Consider the following 19471-nt stretch of genomic DNA (forward strand, 5'->3'; position numbering starts at 1 on the left):
CGACTCTTGCCCCGTCGGCCCGCCATTGTGCCGTACCCGGGTACGGTGATCAGCGGAACCGACAACCGTACGGCCGGGGGCGCGCGATGGCGACACTGGGGATCCACAAGGACTTCCTCCTGGAATTCGCCAAGTTGGAAAGGCCCGTCCAGAAACGTGTGCACGAGGTCTTCGACAAGTTCCGGGAGCACCGGCACGCGGGCCTGCACCTGGAGAAGCTGGAGAAGTCCCGCGACTCGCGCATCCGGACCATCCGCATCAACCAGTTCATGCGCGGTGTGGTGCTGGCTCCGGAGGTGGGCGACAGCTTCCTCCTGCTCAAGGTCATGCCTCACGACGACGCCATCGCCTGGGCCGTCAAGCACCGGGCGACCGTCAACTCGGCCACGCAGGGGATCGAGTTGCGCGACGACGTCGCTCTCGAACGCGCGACCGCCGGCGTCGACGGTCTCGCCGGCCACCGGCCCGGCACGCCCGCGGAGGCCGAGCGGTTGTTCGGAGGAGTCGCCGACAAGGACCTGATCAAGCTGGGCATCGACCCCGATCTGCTTCCTTTGGTACGGCACCTCGGCACCGAGGCCCATCTCGACGCCCTGCACAAGGTCCTCCCCGAGCAGCAGTACGACGTGCTGGCCGGGCTTGCCGCGGGGATGAAGCCGGAGGACGTGTGGCGCGAGATCGTCGCCGTACAGCTGGAGCAGCCCTCCGCGGCCCCGCGCACGGACCCGGCGCCACGGGCCGAGCCTGCCTCGGTCCGACCCGAGCGGGACGACTTCTCCGCGGCCATGGCGCGGTCCCAGGGGCGGATCGCGCTCGTCTCCGGCGCCGACGAGCTGACGGACATCCTGTCCCGGCCCTTCGACGCCTGGCGGATCTTCCTCCATCCGAGCCAGCGCAAGCTCGCCTACCGTTCCTCATACACGGGGCCGGCGCGCGTCACCGGGGGTCCCGGCACCGGTAAGACGGTGGTCGCGCTGCATCGCGCCCTGCATCTCGCCCGGCAGTTGCCGGCGGACGCCCCCGACGAGTCGATCCTGCTCACCACCTTCACCCGCGACCTCGCTGCCGACCTGCTCAGCAACCTCGAACTCCTGATCCCCGAGCCCGCGCTGCGGGCGAAGGTCCGGGTCGTCAACGTGGACGCGCTGGCCAACCGGATCGTCCGGGAGGATCGCGGAGCACCGCCGGCGCTGGTGGCCGCGCAGAAGGAGATCCTCACGCGCTGGGGCCGGGCGGCCCAAAGGGTGGAGGTCGATTTCACCGATGTGTTCCTCGACCAGGAGTGGCGGCACGTCATCCTGGCCCAGGACATCCGGACACCGGAGGCCTATCTGAAGGCATCCCGCGCCGGCCGCGGAACCCCGCTCGGCCCTCTCAGGCGTGCCCAGGTGTGGCGCGCCGTCGAGGCGTTCACGCAGGAGCTGCGCCGGGCCGACGAATGGACGTTCCTGCAGGTGTGCGCGGAGGCCGCACGCATCCTCCAGGACCGAGGCGGGGACCGCCCGTTCTGCCATGTGGTGATCGATGAGGCACAGGATCTCCACCCCGCCCAGTGGGGCATGCTGCGCGCTCTGGTCGCCCCGGGGCCGGACGACCTCTTCATCGCGGGCGACACCCACCAGCGGATCTACGGCAACCGGGTGTCGCTGCGCGGTCTCGGCATCTCGGTGGCCGGCCGGTCCACCCGGCTGCGCATCAACTACCGCACGACGAAGGAGATCCTGACCTGGTCGACCCGACTCCTCGCGGACGCCCTCGTGGACGACATGGACGGCGGGCAGGACTCACTCGTCGGTTACCGGTCCGCGTACCGGGGCGCGATGCCGGAACTCGGGGGCGCAGCCGACAAGTCGGCGGAGATCTCGGGCCTGGTCACCCGGATCTCGGAGTGGACCGGGACGGGGATCGCGCCGCACGAGATCGGCGTCGCCGTGCGGTACGTCCAGCTGGGCAGGGACATCGCCCATGCCTTGGACCAGGCGGGGATTCCCTCGCTCGTCCTGGGGGCGTCGGCGGCAGCCGGTGACGGAGTCCGGGTCGGGACCATGCATCGCATGAAGGGACTCGAATTCCGCTGCATGGCGGTCGCCGGTGTGAACGACGCGGTCGTGCCGATGAACGGTGCCCTCACACCGGAGGAGGTCGACCCCCAGCAGTACCGGGAGGACCTCATGGGCGAACTGAGCCTGCTGTTCGTCGCCTGCACGCGGGCGAGGGACGCCTTGCGCGTCTCCTGGCACGGCGCGCCCAGCCCCTTCCTCCCCGAGCAGGCCACCGTCTGAGGGACGGGGACGGCAGCCTTCACCGCGACCGAGTGGGCGCCCGGCGGTTCGTTCCCGCCGGGCGCCCCGGTGTTACTCGATGTTGATCGACCCTGGTGTTACTCGACGTTGATCGACCTGGTGTTACTCGATGTTGATCGACCCGGCGTTACTTGACGTTGATCGCCGTCCACGCCTTCGCGACCGCCGTGTACTCGGCGCTGCCCGCGCCGTACAGGTCGGTGGCCGCGGAGAGGGTGGCCGTGCGGGCGCCGGCGTAGTCGGTGGAGGAGGTCATGTAGGTGGAGAGGGCCTTGTACCAGATCTTGTAGGCCTTGGTCCGGCCGATGCCCGTGAGGGTGGAGCCGTCGCTGGTCGGGGAGTTGTAGGACACGCCGTTGATCGTCTTGGCGCCGCTGCCCTCGGACAGCAGGAAGAAGAAGTGGTTGGCCGGGCCCGAGGAGTAGTGGACGTCGAGGCGGCCGACCTTGCTGGACCAGTAGTCGGCGGAGTTGCCGTCGCGGCTCGGCTTGTCCATGTAGCGGAGCGGGGTGCCGTTGCCGCGGATGTCGATCTTCTCGCCGATGAGGTAGTCGCCGGCGTCCGTGGTGTTGGCCGCGTAGAACTCGACCGAGGTGCCGAAGATGTCGGAGGTGGCCTCGTTGAGGCCGCCCGACTCCCTGCTGTAGCGCAGGTTGGCGGTGGAGGCGGTCAGGCCGTGGGACATCTCGTGGCCCGCGACGTCGAGGGAGGTCAGCGGCTTGAGGTTGCCCGTCCCGTCGCCGTACGTCATGCAGAAGCAGGAGTCGTCCCAGAAGGCGTTGACGTACGCGTTGCCGTAGTGGACGCGGGAGTAGGCGGCGACGCCGTCACCGCGGATGCCGTTGCGGCCGAGCTCGTTCTTGTAGAAGTCCCAGGTGACGGCGGCGCCGTAGTGGGCGTCGGCGGCGGCGGTCTCCCGGTTGGTGGCCAGGCCGTTGCCCCAGGTGTCGGTGCTGTTGGTGAGGAGCGAGCCGGTGCCGTTGGTGCCGCCGTTCAGGTCGTACGTCTTGTGGCCACCGCGCGCGGTGTCCGTGAGCGTGAACGAGGGGGCGGTGCCGAGAGTGACGCTGCCGCTGTACTGGGTGTTGCCGGTGCCCGTCTCGATCGCCTCGTAGGAGTACAGCTCCTTGCCCGAGGTCGCGTCGGTGATGACGTGGCGGCGGCTCGGGGTGCCGTCGGCCTGGACGCCCGTGACGGTCGTCTCCCAGGCGAGGACCGGCTTGCCGGTGGCCGCCCAGATCACCTTGCGGGACGAGGCGGGGGCGGCGGACCGCGCGTCGGAGGACGCCGCGGCGGACTTGCCGGCGGTCGTGGCCGTGACCGCGGCGGCCGTGCTCGCCACGGATATCCGGGCGTCGGTCGCCTTCGTGGTGGCGCGCGAGCCGTTCTTCTTCCGGTGCACGACGAGGTCGCCACCGAGGACGGGAAGGCCCTCGTAGGTGCGCTCGTAGCGCGTGTGCACGGCGCCGTCGGCGTCCTTGACGACGTCCCGGACGACGAGCTTCTCCCGGCCGCCGAGGCCGATGGCCCTGGCCGTCTCGACGGCTCCGGCCTGGGCCTCCTGGACGGCGGCGGCGCGCTGGGAACCGGAGAGCACGAGCGCGGTGGCGCCGGCCTCACGCTGGGCATCGGCGCTGGCGGATCCGGTCTGGACTCCGACGACGACCATGGCGGCCGATGCGATCAGGGCGGTGGTGACGGCGGTACGGCGGTGCGAGGACTGCTGGCGGGTCACGCGGGCTCCTTCGCTGAAAAGCGTGGGGGGGGTGGGGGGTGGGGATCGTGGGGGGTGTGGGGGTGGTGCGGCTGTGAGCGTGCCAGCGAAGGAGGCCGTTTGACAGGTCTGCAACAAGAATTTGACCATCTGTTGTCCGAAGGGCAGTGAACTGTGTCCGATATTCGGCTAGTTGGCTCGCTCCTCGATGCCCTGGAGCGGGGGCGGGGGCAGGCAGCGAGAAGCCCCCCGGAACGGATTCCGGGGGGCTTCGGTGAGTTCGGTGAGTTCGGCCGTTTCGCGGCCCTTCGTGAGCCGCTTCAGGCGGTGCGCTTGCGTGGAGTCGCCTTCTTGGCCGGGGTCTTTCCGGCCGGAGTCTTCTTGGCGGTCGTCGACTTGGCGGTCGTCGACCTGGCCGTCTTCGCCGTCGACTTCGCCGTCGACTTCGTCGGGGTCTTCGCCGTCGTCTTCTTCGCCGACGTCGACTTGTGGGTGGCGGCCGTCGTCTTCTTCGCCGCCGTCTTCGCCGTCGACTTCTTCGTGTCCGTCGCCTTCGGGGTACCGGCGCGCGGCTTCAGGGGGGTGACCTCCGCGACCTCCCGCGTCTCACCCCGGGCCTCCTTCGCCGCCCTGACGCTGTTCTCCAGGGCCGCCATCAGGTCGATGACCTGGCCACCGCCGGACTCCTCGCCCTCCGTCGGGGGCGCGACGCCCTCGCCGCCCTCCGCCTTGGCCGCGATCATCTCCTCCACCGCCGTGCGGTAGTCGTCGTGGAGGGTGCTCATGTCGACCTCGCCCAGGGTGGCCATCAGGGCGTCCGCCAGGTCGAGTTCGGCGTCCCGTACGCTCACCGGGTTCTCCGGGGCCACGCCCTCCGGCGCGCGGATCTCGTCCGGCCAGAGCAGGCCGTGCATGGCGATCACGTCGTCCACGACCCGGAGCATCCCGAGGCGTTCCCGCCCCCTGAGGGCGTACTTCGCCACGGCCACCTTCTCGCTGCGCTTCAGCGCCTCGCGGAGCAGGGTGTACGGCTTGGCCGCGGGGACGCCGTTCGCCGAGAGGTAGTACGCGGCGTCCATCTGCAGCGGGTCGATGTCGCCGGCCGGCACGAAGGCGACGATCTCGATCGTCTTCGCCGTGGGGAGCGGCAGTGCGGCCAGGTCCTCCTCGGTGATCGGGATCATGGTCCCGTCCGCGTCCTCGTACGCCTTGCCGATCTCCGCCTGGGGGACCTCTTCGCCGTCGAGCTCGCACACCTTCTTGTAGCGGACCCGGCCGCCGTCCTCGGTGTGGATCTGACGGAAGGAGACGGACCGGCTCTCGGTGGCGTTCACCAGCTTGATCGGGATGCTGACCAGGCCGAAGGATATGGCGCCGTTCCAGATGGATCGCACGGGTGTTCCCTTCGGGTCGGATCAGGACGTTTCGTCATCGCCGATTTGTCGCGAATCGTGGGATTCTCATCGTATGACGCCTCTCACGGAGGTGGAGGGGCGGCGCCTGGCGCTCAGCAACCTGGACAAGGTGCTCCACCCGGTCACCGGAACCACCAAGGGCGAGCTGCTCCACTACTACGCGACCGTCGGGGCCGCGATCCTCCCGCATCTGCGCGATCGCCCGGTGTCGTTCCTGCGCTATCCGGACGGTCCCGACGGGCAGCTCTTCTTCACCAAGAATCCGCCGCCCGGCACACCCTCCTGGGTGAGGACCGCCCCCGTACCCCGCTCCGAGGACCCCCGGGCCCGGCAGGTGGTCGTCGAGGACCTCGCCTCCCTGATGTGGGCCGCGAACCTCGTCGTCGAGTTCCACACGCCCCAGTGGCGGGCCTCCTCCCCCGCCGTCGCCGACCGGCTCGTGTTCGACCTGGACCCCGGGCCCCCCGCGACGGTCGTCGAGTGCTGCCGGGTCGCCCTTCACCTGCGCGAGCGGCTCGCCGCGGACGGGCTGGAGGCCTTCGCCAAGACCTCCGGCTCCAAGGGGCTGCACCTGCTCGTCCCTGTGGTGCCCACGCCGTCCCCGCTGGTGTCGGCGTACGCGCGCACGCTCGCCGTCGAGGCGGAGGCCGCGCTGCCGCGGCTCGTCGTGCACCGGATGGCCCGGGCCCTGCGGACCGGGAAGGTCTTCGTCGACCACAGCCAGAACGCCGCCGCCAAGACCACCGCCACCCCCTACACCCTGCGGGCACGGCCCCTCCCCATGGTCTCCGCACCCGTCACGTGGGAAGAGGTCGAGGAGTGCGCCGGACCCGCCGCCGACCCCGATGCCCTCGTCCTCCTCATGGACGACATCGCGCCACGTCTTGAGCGGTACGGGGACCTCCTGGCGCCCCTTTTCGCGCCCGAGCGGGCGGGGGACATGCCGTGAGCGGGGGCCCGGCGCGCGCCCGGGGCGGGGGCGCGGCGCCCGGCCCGGGCGGCGGTGACGGGGCCCCGGGCACGGGCGGAGGAGCCCCGAACGGGGGTGGCCGGGCCTCCGGCGGGAGTGACCGAGCCCCGGGCCGAGCACCGGGCCGGACCCCGGGCCCGACCCCGAGCCGGGGTGGCGGGGCGGCGTTCGGTGGCACTCCGGGCCGAGCGCCGGACGAGACCCGCTCCCGCGGGCACGGCGACGTCGTGCTCCTTCCTCCCCTCGACGTCATGCGGCCCCGGTCCGCCGACGAGATCCCCGTCCAGGGAGAGCCGCCCCGGGAGCTGCAGTACTCGCTCAAGCTGGACGGTTTCCGGGCGCTCGCCTTCGTCCTCGGCGACGGGAAGGTCTTCCTCCAGTCCCGGTCCCGCCGCGACCTGGCTCCCGAGTTCCCCGGGATCGCCGCGCACCTGCGGGATCAGCTGCCGCCGGGGATCGTCCTCGACGGCGAGCTGTGCGCCTACCGGGAGGGGCGGCTGAGCTTCACCGACCTGCTCCGTTCGCCCGCCGACCGGGCCCGCGCCGGGGTTCCGGTCTCGTACATCGCCTTCGACCTGCTCGCCGTCCCGGGGCGCGACGTACGGGGCCTGCCGCTCCGTGACCGGTGGGAGCTGCTCGGTACGGCCCTGCTCGATGCCGAGCCGCCGCTCCAACGGGTGCTCGCCACCCTGGACGAGGAGATCGCGCGCGGCTGGTTCCGCGACCTGCGGGACGCGGGGGTCGAGGGGATCGTCGCGAAGGCCCTGACCTCCACCTATCGGGCGGGCTCCACCTGGGCCTGGCGGAAGATCCGGCACATGGAGACGAGCGACGGCGTGCTGCTCGGTGTCATCGGCCCGCCCGACCGGCCCCGGGCCCTGGTCGTACGCCTCCCCGACGGGCGTACGGTCACCACCTCGCCCCGGCTCACCCCCGCGCAGTCGCGCGAGGTCGGCGCGCTGGCGGGCGACCGCGCCGGGCCGCTCGCCCGGGACCCCGAACACGGGCCGGTGCGATGGGTGGACCCGCCGCTCCCCGTCGAACTGCGGCAGCTCGCGGTGCGGCAGCGGCAGGAGAACGCGACCTTCGTCCGGGTCCGGTCGGAGGGGTGAGCCGAACCCCCGGCGGGTCGGACGGCGGCGACAGCCGATGCCCCGGCGGGTCGGGGCGGAGTGCCGAGCCGCCGCCTCCGGGGTCCGGTCGGAGGGCCGAGCCGTCGCCGGCGTCGCCCCCGGGCCGTGCACTGAGTGCAACTGCCCTGCTCCGCACCGTACATGGCGCAAAGAGGCCGCAACTCGGGGTCTGCGCGCGCCGGGTGTTGTCGGTAAGGCCTTGCTGTCCGTCACGTGGTGCACACTTGCTGCCTGGCAACAGGGCTCACGGGGAAGGCGGCCTGGCAAATGCTGACGGGGATCGAGGAGGTCGACTGGGCCTCGTTGGGGCACGCGTACGGCCCCGCGGACGACGTGCCGGAGCTGCTCCGCGGACTCGCCTCCGCCGATCCCGCCGAACGGGAGACGGCCCTCGACGGCATGTACGGGGCCGTGCACCATCAGGGCGACGTCTACGACTCCACCCTCGCCTGCATCCCCTTCCTCCTCGAACTCGTCGCCGACCCCGCCGTCCAGGACCGGGGCTGCATCGTCGAGCTGCTCACCAGCATCGGCGGGATAGAACTCGACGACGACGACGAACTGGACGAACTCGACCCCGACGACGGGGAGTTCATCCCCGCCGCCAACTACGCGATGGCCGCCGCCGCGATCGCCGCGGGCTCCGACGTCTTCCTGGGGCTCGTCTCGGACCCCGACCCCGAGGTGCGGCTCGCCGCACCCTGCGCGCTCGCCTCGCTGCACCCCGAGCCCGCGCGGGCGCTGACCCTGCTGCGCGAGCGGCTCACCGTCGAGCGGGACACCGAGGTACGGCTCGCCCTGGTCGCCGCCGTGGGGCGGATCGCCCTGCGGCACGCGTCGCTGCGCGCCGAGACCGTCGACTGGCTCGGCTGGCTCGCCCGCGCCGCCCAGGACCCCGGGCTCCGGCTCGCGGCCCTCGCCCAGCGGGCGCGCTGCGCGCCCGGCGACATCCCGGACGACATCGTGCCGTGGGTGACGGGACTCCTGGAGGAGATCAGGGCCTCGGCACAGGGGCCGGTGGCCCCCGGAACCGAGCGCGGCGCCACCCCGACCCTCATCGGCCAGGTCCGCGAGCTCCTGGAGGAGCATGCCGCCGGGCGTCCCGCCCCCTGGACGGAGGAGCTGCTGCGGACCCTGCACGCGGCACTCGACGACCGGGTCGACGACCGCATCGCGCTGATCCTCGCGCAGCTGCGCAGCCCCGACTGGGGGCAGCGTTCGGACGCGATCTGGCTGTGCGGCGGGTTGATACGGATCTGGCGCGGGCGGTACGAGGAGGTCGTCCGGCTGGTCGGCGCGCAGCTCCACGACCCGGAGCCGCGGCTCCGGGAGGCCGCGACCTCGTTCCTCGAGCGGCTCTTCGAGCTGGGCGCGCCCGCCGCCGACGCGCTCGCCGCCCGCCTCGCCGGGGGCCCGACGGGCGTGGGTCCCGGGCAGGCCCTTGGGCCCGGGCAGGGCGCGGGGTCGGGGTCGGGGTCGGGGTCTGGGTCTGGGTCGGTCAAGCAGGCAGGACAGGCAGGGCAGGCCGGGTCCAGGAAGGCCGGGCAGGGCGGCTGCGGCGGCAGCGGCCCGCAGCACGGCTTCGTCGGGCGGTCCGGGCGCGACGGGGCTCTCCTCGCGCTCGCGCGCGCGGGCGACACCCGCGCCGTCCCGCTGCTCGCCCGCGCCCTTGAGGAGCCCGAGGTGCGGCGCGAGCTGCTGTACGCCATGGACGGACTCGGGCCCTCCGCCGCGATGCTCGCGCCGCTGCTGCGGCGCCGGCTCGCCGAGGTCGAGCTCGACGAGCGGCTCTACGACCGGGCGGCGCCCCTGCTGTACGCCCTCGCGGCCGTGCGGGGCGCCCAGGCCGTGCCGGAGGTCCTGCGGGTGCTGCGCGGGGCGCCGTCGAACCGGCGCGACTGGGTGCGCGAGGCCGCACTGCGGACCCTCGCCGCGTTCGGGCCCGCGGCGCACAAGGCCGTACCGGACATGCGCGGACTCCTGACCGCCGAATCGGCCACGGTCGCCACGACGGCGGCGCGCGCCCTGTGGGCGGCCGAGGGCGACCTGGGAGAGGTCCTGCCGGCCCTGGAGCGGTGGCTGCGGCCGGGCGCCTCGGGCGCGGACTGGTGCTCCGCCGCCCAGGCCCTCGGTGAGATCGGCCCGGCCGCCGCCTCGATGGCCTCCGCCCTCCTGCCGGGTCTCGGGGCCCGGGACCTGTGGGTGCGGGTCCGCAGCGCCGCGGCCCTGTGGCGGGTGTCCGGGGACACGGCGACGACCCTTCCGGTGCTGCTCGCGGCCTGGGAGGAGAACCGGCACGCGCGCGTGGACGTGGCCGAATGCCTGGCGGAGATGGGCCCGGCGGCCTCGGAGGCACAGTTGGTGATCCTCACCGAGCTGACCCGTCGGCGGCGTCACAACGCCCGCGAGGGCGCCTCGGGCAGCCATGACATCCACCTCGACGAGAAGCTGCTGACCGTGTGCCGGGCGGCTCTGGCGAGGATGGAGCGGGGCGCGTTCTAGGGTCGCGCCGATCCCCGCGCCGGACACCACCAGGGGTGGGCCGATCCCCGCGCCGGACACCACCAGGGGTGGGCCGATCCCCGCGCCGGACACCACCAGGGGTGGGCCGACGGATTCCGGGCGATGGGTCCGGTGGGGCTGGTGGGGCCGGTGGTTCCGGAACGGTGGGACAGTGGGTGTCGCGCTTCGGCCGCCCGCGGGAGTGGGCAGAGCCCGCCACCCAAGTGGACAAAAAGGACTTCTCTCCGAATAAGGTCTACTGGGAGCGGGCCCGGACCGGGCCCGCCCGGGCGCCCGACCGTCCGGCCCCCGACCGACCCGAACGAGGAGCAGTGTGAGACCGCGCGGAGTGCAGCTCGCCGCCGGTGTCCTGTGTGCCCTCATACTCGGCGGCGCCGTCGGCTGCGGCGGTGGCGGCGGCGAGGGCGGGCTCAAGAGTGCCGGGGTCGCGCCCACCGCGGTCGGCCCCGTGCGGCTCTGGCCCGATCTGCCGCCCGCCACCGATCCGCCGATCGACTACGGGGAGTCCGACACCGAGCGGGTCCCCGGCATCAAGGTCTCCGACAACGACGTCCGCTCCGTCGACGCCGTCGCGGTCGTCGAGGCCGAGGTGCGCGCCCACCCCGACACGTACAGCGGCGGCGACGGTCTCTACGAGGAGACCGCCCGCGCCATCCGGGCCTGCGGCACCACGCCCGCCGCCTGTCCGGTCATGCGGCCGTACTACCGCGACCTCACCGGCAACGGCCGGGACGAGCTGATCGTCGGGATCCGCATGCCCGACCAGCAGGTCGGCGTCCGGGTCTACCTCGCCGAGAACGGCGGGCTCACCCGCATCATGTCCACCGTCGACCAGGTCATCAGCGTGGAGCTGGCCGGCCGGGACCTGATCATGCGGGTCAGCTCGGCGGGCATCCCCGGATACGAGTACCGCACCGCCTGGTCCTGGGACGAGCAGCAGCACAGCATGCTGCCCACCCGGGACGAGATCGTCCGGGTGAAGCCCGGTGGCAGCGGGCCGTCGACCGTGCCCGCGCCCCGCCTGGTCAGCCCGACGCCCACTCCCACGCCGGCCCCGGCACCCACGGACGCGCCCGCGCTCCCGGACGTGCCCGTGGACGGGGTCACTCCCCCGGACGCGACCGTTCCCCTGCCCGTCCCCGCCAGGCCGAGCCCGTGAGGGCGCCCCGCCTGCCCGCCTGGACCGCGACCCTCACCTGGAAGGCCGCGGTCTTCATCGGGGTGATGTGCTGCGCCCTCGCCGCGTTGCTCGGCACCCTCGTCCATGTGTCGGTGACCGGCCAGACCGTCAACGACTCCCGCGAGAAGGCCCTCGCGCGGCTCACCGACGTCACCCGGCTCTACGAGGCCGGCGAGCCGCTCCCCCGGTTCGCCGGGGTCGACCCGCCCGGGCTCCCCGACTCCCTCCGGGCGCTCGCCGTCGGGGGCGAGCGCGGCACGATCGTCGCCGACGACCGGGGGCGGCCGACGATGTGGGCGGCGGGCCCGGCGGACGGCCGCGCCCTCGCCGTACGCGTCGACTACACGCAGAGCGCCGAGACGATCGACGCGCTCGACCGCTCGATCCTCGGCTCCTCCGTCCTCGCGATCGGGGCGACCCTGATCGTCGGCGCCTTCGCCGTCACCCGGGTCACCCGGCGGCTGCACCTCACCGCCCAGGTGGCCCGCCGGATCAGCGCCGGTGATCTCGACGCGCGCGTGGACGACCCCCGGACGAAGGACCCCTCGCGTCCCCAGGACGAGGTGGCCACGGTGTCCGGGGCGCTCGACACGATGGCGTCCTCGCTGCAGAGCAAGCTGCAGAGCGAGCAGCGGTTCACCGCCGACGTGGCGCACGAGCTGCGGACCCCGCTCACCGGGCTCTCGGCGGCGGCCGAGCTGCTGCCGGAGGGCCGCCCCTCCGAGCTCGTACGGGACCGGGTGCGGGCGATGCGCGGGCTCACCGAGGACCTCCTGGAGATCTCGCGGCTCGACGCCCGCAACGAGACCGTCGACCTGGCCGTGCACGAGCTCGGTCCGCTCGCCGAGCGGGTGGTGCGCGCCTCGGGCACGGAGACGGAGGTGCGGGTCGTACGGGACGCGACGGTGGAGACGGACCGGCGGCGCCTGGAGCGGGTACTCGGCAATCTGATCGCCAACGCGCACAAGCACGGGGCCCCGCCGGTGGTCCTGACGGTGGACGGGCCGGTGGTGTCCGTACGGGACCACGGGCCCGGTTATCCGGCGTACCTCCTGGAGTCGGGGCCGCAGCGGTTCCGTACCGAGAGCGGCGGCAAGGGGCACGGCCTGGGGCTGACGATCGCGGTGGGGCAGGCGGAGGTGATCGGCGCCGAGCTGTTCTTCACCGGTGCCGAAGGGGGTGGCGCCGAGGCCCGGCTGCGGCTGCCCGAGTACGTGCGCTTCACGGACGCGGCACCCGAGGGCTGAGGCGCGCCACGGCACACCGTCACACAAAAGGGACATAGGGCATACCGCTTGCTACGTTGCGGCCATGACCGCACCGCGCACGGACGCTCCCCCGCCCGGGGTACGCATGCCGAAGCGGCGCGGCGTGGAACTCTCCCTCCTGGTCTGCGCCGTCCTCATCTCCGTGTACGGCTACGCGGAGGTCGGCCTCGCCCGGAGCGGGGCCGTACCGCCGGACGCCGCCCGCTACGGGGCCGGACTCGGTCTGCTCGCGCTCGTCGCCCATCTCGCGGTCCGGTTCCGCGCCCCGTACGCCGATCCGCTGCTGCTGCCGATCGCGGTCCTGCTCAACGGCCTCGGCCTGGTGCTGATCTACCGCCTCGACCTGGAGACGCCGAACGACCACGCGGCGGCGACGCAGCTGGTCTGGTCGACGCTGGGGGTGGCGCTGTTCATCGTGGTCGTGCTGCTGCTCCGCGACCATCGCGCGCTCCAGGGCTACGCGTACGTGTCGGTGGCCGCCGCGCTCGCCCTGATGATCCTGCCGATCTTCTTCCCGGCCGTGAACGGCGCCAAGATCTGGATCCGGGTCGGCGGCCTCTCCTTCCAGCCGGGCGAGTTCGCCAAGATCCTGCTCGCGGTCTTCTTCGCCGCGTACCTCGCCGCCAACCGCAACGCGCTCGCGTACACCGGCCGACGGATCTGGAAGTTCCAGTTCCCGACCGGGCGGGTGCTCGGGCCGATCGTGGCGATCTGGCTGCTGAGCGTCGGCGTGCTCGTCCTCGAACGGGACCTGGGCACCTCGCTGCTCTTCTTCGGCCTCTTCGTGATCATGCTGTACGTGGCGACCGGCCGGACCGGCTGGATCGCGGTCGGGCTCGTCCTCGCCTCCGCCGGGGCCTTCCTCGTCGGCTCGCTCGAACCGCACGTCCACAGCCGGGTGCAGGACTGGCTCGACCCCTTCGCCTCGATCCGGGCCGGGGACGGGCCGGGGCAGCTCGCGCAGTCGCTGTTCTCCTTCGCCGCCGGGGGGATGCTCGGCTCGGGGCTCGGTCTCGGCCATTCCGTCCTCATCGGGTTCGCCACCAAGTCCGACTTCATCCTGGCCACGGCCGGCGAGGAGCTGGGGCTCGTCGGCCTGACCGCGCTCTTCCTGCTGTACGCGCTCCTCGTCGCCCGCGGCTACCGCGCCGGTCTGTCGCTGCGGGACCCCTTCGGGCGGCTCCTCGCGATCGGGCTCGCCTCGATCGTGGCGCTCCAGGTCTTCGTGATCGCGGGCGGGGTGATGGGCCTGATCCCCCTGACCGGCATGGCGATGCCGTTCCTGGCGCAGGGAGGTTCGTCGGTCGTCACCAACTGGGTGATCGTGGCGCTCCTCATCCGCGTCAGCGACTCGGCGCGCGCACCGCAACCGGACGACGCCGACACGGGGACGCTCGCGCCGGTGAAGGAGGGCGCCTCGTGATCCGGCCGTACGACGTGGGGGGAAGCACGTGATCCGGCCGTACTCCCCGAGGGGAACCAGATGATCCGGTACGCCCGGCGGGCCGCCGCGCTCTGTCTCGTCCTCCTCGTGGCGCTGCTCGTCAACTCCGCGCGCGTGATGGTCTTCGAGGCCGAGTCGCTCGACGACAACCCGGCCAACCGGCGGATCGCGATCAACCGCTACGCGCAGCCGCGCGGCGAGATCGTCGTCGACGGGAAGCCGGTGACGGGCTCCCGGGACAGCGGGCAGCAGCTGCGCTGGGAACGGACCTACCCCCAGGGCCCGTTGTACGCGCCGCTGACCGGCTACTCCTCGCAGACGTACGGCACGACCCTCGTCGAGCACGCCGAGGACGCGATCCTGGCGGGCACCGATCCGATGCTGGCGCCGCTGCCCCTCTGGAACGACCTCACCCGGGGCCGGCAGCCCGGCGGTGACGTCGTGACGACGATCCGCTCCTCCATGCAGGAGGCGGCCTTCCGGGGGCTCGACGGGAAGCGGGGCGCGGTCGTCGCGGTAGAGCCGTACAGCGGCCGGATCCTGGCGCTGGTCAGCTCGCCCTCGTACGACCCGGGGGTCCTCTCCGGTACGGGGCGTTCGGTCACGGACGCCTGGAAGCGGCTCAACACCTCGCCGAACCAGCCGATGCTGAACCGGGCGCTGCGGCAGACGTACCCGCCGGGTTCCACGTTCAAGATCGTGACGGCCGCGGCGGCGCTCGACGCGGGGGCGGTACGGGACGTGGACGCGCCGACGGACACCCCGGACCCCTTCGTGCTGCCCGGCACCCGCCAGGTGCTGCCGAACGAGGCGACGGGCTGCGCCGACGCGTCCCTCGCGTACGCGATCCAGTGGTCGTGCAACACCGTGATGGCCGGCCTCGGGGTGGAGGTCGGCCTGGACGGGATGCTCGACACGGTGGAGAGGTTCGGCTTCAACGACACGGGGCTGCGGGTGCCGTCCTGGGTGGCGAAGTCCAACTTCGACCGGGAGATGAGCGCGGACCAGCTGGCGCTCTCCTCGATCGGGCAGTTCGACACGACGGCGACACCGCTCCAGATGGCGATGGTGGCGTCGGCGGTCGCCAACAACGGCGAGATCGCCCACCCGTACCTCGTCGACCGCACGACGACCTCGGGCGGGACGACGATCGACCGTACGGGCCGCCGCAGTCACCGGCAGGCGATGAGCCCCTCGACGGCCATGCAGCTCCAGCGGCTGATGGTGAAGGCCGTCGAGGACGGTACGGGGACGAACGCGGCGATCCCCGGGGCCCGGGTCGGCGGCAAGACGGGCACGGCCCAGCACGGATTCGGCAACACCGGCACCCCGTACGCCTGGTTCATCGCCTGGGCCCAGGCCGAGGACGCGGCCCAGCCGGCGGTCGCGGTGGCGGTGGTCGTCGAGGACGCGGAGGCCTCCCGTACGGACATCAGCGGGGGTGGCAGCGCGGCCCCGATCGCGAAGTCGGTGATGGAGGAGGCGCTGCGGCTGGAGGCGGAGGCCCGGGGGTAGCCACCTTCGGGTGCCGCCCCCGGGGCCTTCCGGAAGGGTCAGCCGATCGGCTTGCGGATCTCCGCGCGGATCTTGGCCGTGGTCTCGGCCAGCTCGGCCAGGTCGATGTCCGCCGGGTCGGTGGTGGCCGACTCGGAGGTGACCAGGGCCACGGCGGCCGCCGTGTTGTCGTCGCCCCAGGCGCACATGGGGAGCGTGGTCGTGCCGAGGGTGTCCTTCGACGTGGTGACCTGGCATCTGACGGTCACGCCGTACCCGGCGGGGGTGAAGTCCTTGGGCCGGACGACGAGCGTGGAGTCCTTCTCCGTGGCCGCGCCCCTGAGGATGGACGCACGGGTGGCCTCACCGCTCTTGATGCGTCCGTACATTCCGGAGACGACGAGGGCGGACTCGTCCTTGCCGCTGTACTGCCCGACCGCCGCCTTGGCGTCCTTCACGGTGAAGTCGGGGGCGTCCTCGATCTCCTTGCCCTGGGTCTCGGAGAGGTCGGCGACCCGGGTGAACTCGCCGTCGAGGAGCGTCTGCGGGACGACGAGCTTGTGCGTCGCCTCCGGGAAGGAGCCGGTGACGCCGGCGCCGTCGAGCCCGGCCTTCACCCCGTACCCGAGACCGCCGACCAGGACCAGGGATCCGAGGACGATGGCGACGACCGCCCCGGCCGACAGCTTCTTCTTCGGCGGCGGCCCCATGGGCGGCTGCCCCCAGGCGCCGGCGCCCGGCCCCGGGTACTGAGGCGGAACACCGTGCGGCGGGACACCCTGCGGGGGGAATCCCTGCGGAGCCCCGAACGACCCGGGCTGCTGCGGGGGCGGTACGGGCCCGCCGTACGGGTTGTGGGAGGGCTGGCTCGGCGAGGGCGGCATGGTCATGACGGGCACGCTACGTCACCGGTACGACATCCGTTCCTCCGGGTCGCGCGCTCCGCTCGCTCGCCTACTCCTCCGCCGCGGCCGCCGCGATGGCTTCGCCGACCTCGGCCACCCGCTCCTGCTCCTCCTTCGCGAAGCGCTCGCGATCCAGGGCCTCCGCGATCTCCTCGTCCTGGGTCATCAGCAGGTCGAGGTTGGAGTCGCCGAGATCGAAGACGCCCATGTCGAGGTAGGCCTTCTGGAGGCGTGGGCCCCAGAGTCCGATGTCCTTGACGCAGGGGACGATGCGGCTGAAGAGCAGCTTGCGGAAGAGATGCAGGAACTCGTTGTGCTCGCTCAGCTCCTCCGCCTCCTTCCGCGGGATGCCGAAGTTCTCCAGGACCTCGACGCCGCGCAGCCGGTCGCGCATCAGATAGCAGCCCTCGATCACGAACTCCTCGCGCTCGCGGAGTTCGGCGTCCGACAGCTGCCCGTAGTAGTCGCGCAGGGCCATCCGTCCGAAGGCCACGTGCCGGGCCTCGTCCTGCATCACGTACGCGAGGATCTGCTTGGGCAGCGGCTTGTCGGTGGTGTCGCGGATCATGCCGAAGGCGGCGAGGGCGAGGCCCTCGATGAGGACCTGCATGCCGAGGTAGGGCATGTCCCAGCGGGAGTCGCGGAGGGTGTCGTCGAGCAGGCTCTGCAGGTTGTCGTTGATCGGGTAGAGCATGCCGATCTTGTCGTGGAGGAAGCGGCCGTAGATCTCGGCGTGCCGGGCCTCGTCCATGGTCTGGGTGGCCGAGTAGAACTTGGCGTCCAGGTCGGGGACGGACTCGACGATCCGGGCGGCGCAGACCATGGCGCCCTGCTCGCCGTGGAGGAACTGGCTGAACTGCCAGGAGGCGTAGTGCCGGCGCAGGTCGCCCTTGTCCTTCTCCGTCATCAGGGCCCAGTGGCGGGTGCCGTGGAGGGTCAGGACGTCGTCGGGCGTGCCGAGGGGGTCGTACGGGTCGACCTCCAGGTCCCAGTCGATCCGGGTGGCACCGTCCCACTGCTTGTCCTTGCCCTTCTGGTAGAGGGCGAGGAGGCGCTCACGCCCGTCCTCGTACTCCCAGGAGAAGCGGGCGGCACCGGTGGCGGGAATCTCCCGGCCGGGTGCGGCGGGGGCTTTCACGTAAAGGTCGTGCGTCGACACTGACGACTCCTTCCGTCCGTTTCCAGCAGGCTCACACGGTGGTAGACGGATCGTCAACAAGTCGCGCACGGTCCAGCACTGTCGTGCGCTGTCGTGTGCTGTCGTGCGCAGGGGATTGACGGGCTTACTGACGGGCAGTCTGATAAGCGGTGTCCCCCTTGACCTCCCGACGGCGAGCCCAGCGAGGTGCGCGACCATGACCCCCTTCACCACCGAGCCCGACTTCAGCCTCCTCCGGGACGCCCTGGGGCCGCTGCGCGACCGTGAACAAGTCGCCGAACGCCTCCTGGAGTCCTCCCGCAAGCACTCCTACGATCCGGACAGCGAGCTCGACTGGGACGCGCCGTTCGAGGACGGCAAGTGGTTCTGGCCGCCCGAGCTCGTCTCCCTCTACGACACCCCGCTCTGGCGCCGGATGTCCGAGGAGCAGCGGATCGCGCTCTCGCGCCACGAGGCGGCGGCGCTCGCCTCGCTCGGCATCTGGTTCGAGATCATCCTGATGCAGCTGCTCGTCCGGCACATCTACGACAAGTCACTGACCAGCCATCACGTCCGCTACGCGCTCACCGAGATAGCGGACGAGTGCCGGCACTCGATGATGTTCGCGCGGCTGATCCGGCAGAGCGGCACGCCCGCGTACCCGGTGCCGAGGCTCTACCACAACCTCGCACGCCTCCTGAAGACCGTCTCCACCACCCCCGGCTCCTTCGCCGCCACCCTGCTCGGCGAGGAGATCCTCGACTGGATGCAGCGGCTGACGTTCCCCGACGAGCGGGTGCAGACCCTAGTACGCGGGGTGACCCGCATCCATGTGGTCGAGGAGGCACGCCATGTGCGGTACGCCCGCGAGGAGCTGCGCCGCCAGATGGTGACCGCTCCGCGCTGGGAGCAGGAGTTCACCCGGCTGAGCTGCGGCGAGGCGGCCCGGGTCTTCTCCACCTGCTTCGTCAACCCGCAGGTGTACGAGGCGGTGGGCCTGGACCGGCGGGAGGCGGTCGCGCAGGTGCGGGCGAGTGGGCACCGGCGCGAGGTGATGCAGTCGGGCGCGCGACGCCTGACGGACTTCCTCGACGACATCGGGGTGCTGCGGGGTGCGGGCCGCCGCCTGTGGAAGTCCTCGGGCCTGCTCCCCTGACGCGCCCCGCACCCGCCCGCCCACAAGGGCGGGCGGCGGGCGCCGTGGGTGGGGGTTCGGGGGTGCACGGATACGCTGCGGGCATGACAGGCGCCGCCACCCCCGCGTACCGCAGGCTCAGCGTCGAGGCGCGCCGCGGCCAGCTCCTCGAAGCCGCCCAGGGCCTCTTCGCCCACCGGACGCCCGAGGACGTCTCCCTCGACGACGTCGCCGAGGCGGCCGGCGTCTCCCGCCCCCTCGTCTACCGCTACTTCCCCGGCGGCAAGCAGCAGCTGTACGAGGCCGCCCTCCGCTCCTCCGCCGACGCCCTGAACCACTGCTTCACCGAGCCGCCGGTCGGTCCGCCCACCGAGCGGCTCGGCCGGGTCCTCGACCGCTATCTGACCTTCGTCGACGAGCACGACGCCGGGTTCAGCGCCCTGCTGCGCGGCGGCAGTGTCGCCGAGACCTCCCGGACCACCGCGATCGTCGACGAGGTGCGGCGGGCCGCCGCCGAGCAGATCCTCGTCCACCTGGGCGTGGAGCGGCCGGGACCCCGGCTCAGCATGCTGGTCAGGACGTGGATCGCCGCCGTGGAGGCCGCCTCGCTCATCTGGCTCGACGAGGACAAGCGACCCCCGGCCCGGGAGCTGCGGGAATGGCTCGTGGACCATCTCGTCGCCCTCCTCGCGGCCAGTACGGCCAGCGACGAGGAGACGGCGCGGGTCGTCACGCGACTGCTCGCCCAGGAGACGCCCGACGGACCGGTGGCACGGCTGGCCCGACGGGTGATCCCGGTGGTCGGCGAGGCGGCCCACCTGCTCTGAACGAGCATCCGGAGGGGACACT

14 protein-coding genes are annotated in these 19471 nt (G+C 72.4%); 10 read left to right on the forward strand and 4 right to left on the reverse strand.

Annotated features, from left to right (window positions below; all coding sequences use genetic code 11):
* Positions 1-86 precede the first annotated feature (86 nt).
* Positions 87-2282, forward strand: coding sequence for a UvrD-helicase domain-containing protein (locus tag OG259_RS13925; RefSeq protein ID WP_328942555.1), 2196 nt, complete (start codon positions 87-89; stop codon positions 2280-2282).
* A gap of 148 nt (positions 2283-2430) precedes the next feature.
* On the opposite strand, the gene OG259_RS13930 is transcribed toward OG259_RS13925, so the two are convergent.
* On the reverse strand, positions 2431-4038 hold the full coding sequence (locus OG259_RS13930) for a M4 family metallopeptidase (protein ID WP_443051963.1): 1608 nt from the start codon (positions 4036-4038) through the stop codon (positions 2431-2433).
* A 299-nt stretch (positions 4039-4337) separates the two neighbouring features.
* On the reverse strand, positions 4338-5411 hold the full coding sequence (ku, locus tag OG259_RS13935) for a non-homologous end joining protein Ku (RefSeq protein ID WP_328942556.1): 1074 nt from the start codon (positions 5409-5411) through the stop codon (positions 4338-4340).
* Positions 5412-5484: 73 nt separating this feature from the next.
* On the opposite strand from ku, the gene ligD reads away from it, so the two are divergent.
* The 7 genes from ligD to OG259_RS13970 all read left to right on the forward strand — a co-directional run bounded on the left by ligD (position 5485) and on the right by OG259_RS13970 (position 15465).
* A complete protein-coding gene (gene ligD / locus OG259_RS13940; RefSeq protein ID WP_328942557.1) occupies positions 5485-6381 on the forward strand; it encodes a non-homologous end-joining DNA ligase in 897 nt (298 codons plus the stop codon).
* Positions 6382-6629: 248 nt separating this feature from the next.
* Entirely contained in the window at positions 6630-7514 is an 885-nt protein-coding gene (locus tag OG259_RS13945; protein WP_328942558.1) for an ATP-dependent DNA ligase, read from the forward strand.
* Positions 7515-7802: 288 nt separating this feature from the next.
* The gene (locus OG259_RS13950; protein WP_328942559.1) at positions 7803-10037 is read left to right on the forward strand and encodes a PBS lyase; all 2235 of its coding nucleotides are present in this window, start codon (positions 7803-7805) and stop codon (positions 10035-10037) included.
* A gap of 334 nt (positions 10038-10371) precedes the next feature.
* Positions 10372-11217: a hypothetical protein gene (locus OG259_RS13955; RefSeq protein ID WP_328942560.1), complete on the forward strand. Its 846-nt coding sequence runs from the start codon at positions 10372-10374 to the stop codon at positions 11215-11217.
* Entirely contained in the window at positions 11214-12485 is a 1272-nt protein-coding gene (locus OG259_RS13960) for a HAMP domain-containing sensor histidine kinase (RefSeq protein ID WP_328942561.1), read from the forward strand. Before OG259_RS13955 ends, OG259_RS13960 begins: the two co-directional genes overlap by 4 nt.
* A gap of 64 nt (positions 12486-12549) precedes the next feature.
* Positions 12550-13929 carry an FtsW/RodA/SpoVE family cell cycle protein gene (locus tag OG259_RS13965; RefSeq protein ID WP_328942562.1) on the forward strand — a complete coding sequence of 460 codons (1380 nt, stop codon included), beginning with the start codon at positions 12550-12552 and terminating at the stop codon, positions 13927-13929.
* A gap of 60 nt (positions 13930-13989) precedes the next feature.
* Positions 13990-15465, forward strand: a complete 1476-nt coding sequence (locus OG259_RS13970) for a penicillin-binding transpeptidase domain-containing protein (protein WP_328942563.1) — start codon at positions 13990-13992, stop codon at positions 15463-15465.
* A gap of 38 nt (positions 15466-15503) precedes the next feature.
* On the opposite strand, the gene OG259_RS13975 is transcribed toward OG259_RS13970, so the two are convergent.
* Both OG259_RS13975 and OG259_RS13980 read right to left on the reverse strand, forming a co-directional pair.
* Entirely contained in the window at positions 15504-16334 is an 831-nt protein-coding gene (locus tag OG259_RS13975) for a hypothetical protein (RefSeq protein WP_328942564.1), read from the reverse strand.
* 64 nt (positions 16335-16398) lie between these two features.
* The gene (locus OG259_RS13980; RefSeq protein WP_328942565.1) at positions 16399-17508 is read right to left on the reverse strand and encodes a ferritin-like domain-containing protein; all 1110 of its coding nucleotides are present in this window, start codon (positions 17506-17508) and stop codon (positions 16399-16401) included.
* A 196-nt stretch (positions 17509-17704) separates the two neighbouring features.
* Between OG259_RS13980 and OG259_RS13985 the strand changes: the two genes are divergently transcribed.
* On the forward strand, positions 17705-18643 hold the full coding sequence (locus OG259_RS13985) for an AurF N-oxygenase family protein (RefSeq protein WP_328942566.1): 939 nt from the start codon (positions 17705-17707) through the stop codon (positions 18641-18643).
* An 83-nt stretch (positions 18644-18726) separates the two neighbouring features.
* Positions 18727-19449, forward strand: coding sequence for a TetR/AcrR family transcriptional regulator (locus OG259_RS13990; RefSeq protein WP_328942567.1), 723 nt, complete (start codon positions 18727-18729; stop codon positions 19447-19449).
* Positions 19450-19471: the final 22 nt, after the last annotated feature.

The organism is Streptomyces sp. NBC_00250 (assembly GCF_036192275.1).
In the GTDB taxonomy this organism is placed as follows: Bacteria; Actinomycetota; Actinomycetes; order Streptomycetales; family Streptomycetaceae; genus Streptomyces.

Excerpts from the sequence above, each read along its gene's own strand:
- OG259_RS13925 (WP_328942555.1), top strand. The coding sequence starts at position 87 with ATGGCGACACTGGGGATCCACAAGGACTTCCTCCTGGAATTCGCCAAG.
- ligD (WP_328942557.1), top strand. The coding sequence starts at position 5,485 with ATGACGCCTCTCACGGAGGTGGAGGGGCGGCGCCTGGCGCTCAGCAAC.
- OG259_RS13950 (WP_328942559.1), top strand. The coding sequence starts at position 7,803 with ATGCTGACGGGGATCGAGGAGGTCGACTGGGCCTCGTTGGGGCACGCG.
- OG259_RS13965 (WP_328942562.1), top strand. The coding sequence starts at position 12,550 with ATGACCGCACCGCGCACGGACGCTCCCCCGCCCGGGGTACGCATGCCG.
- OG259_RS13970 (WP_328942563.1), top strand. The coding sequence starts at position 13,990 with ATGATCCGGTACGCCCGGCGGGCCGCCGCGCTCTGTCTCGTCCTCCTC.
- OG259_RS13975 (WP_328942564.1), bottom strand. The coding sequence starts at position 16,334 with ATGACCATGCCGCCCTCGCCGAGCCAGCCCTCCCACAACCCGTACGGC.
- OG259_RS13985 (WP_328942566.1), top strand. The coding sequence starts at position 17,705 with ATGACCCCCTTCACCACCGAGCCCGACTTCAGCCTCCTCCGGGACGCC.
- OG259_RS13990 (WP_328942567.1), top strand. The coding sequence starts at position 18,727 with ATGACAGGCGCCGCCACCCCCGCGTACCGCAGGCTCAGCGTCGAGGCG.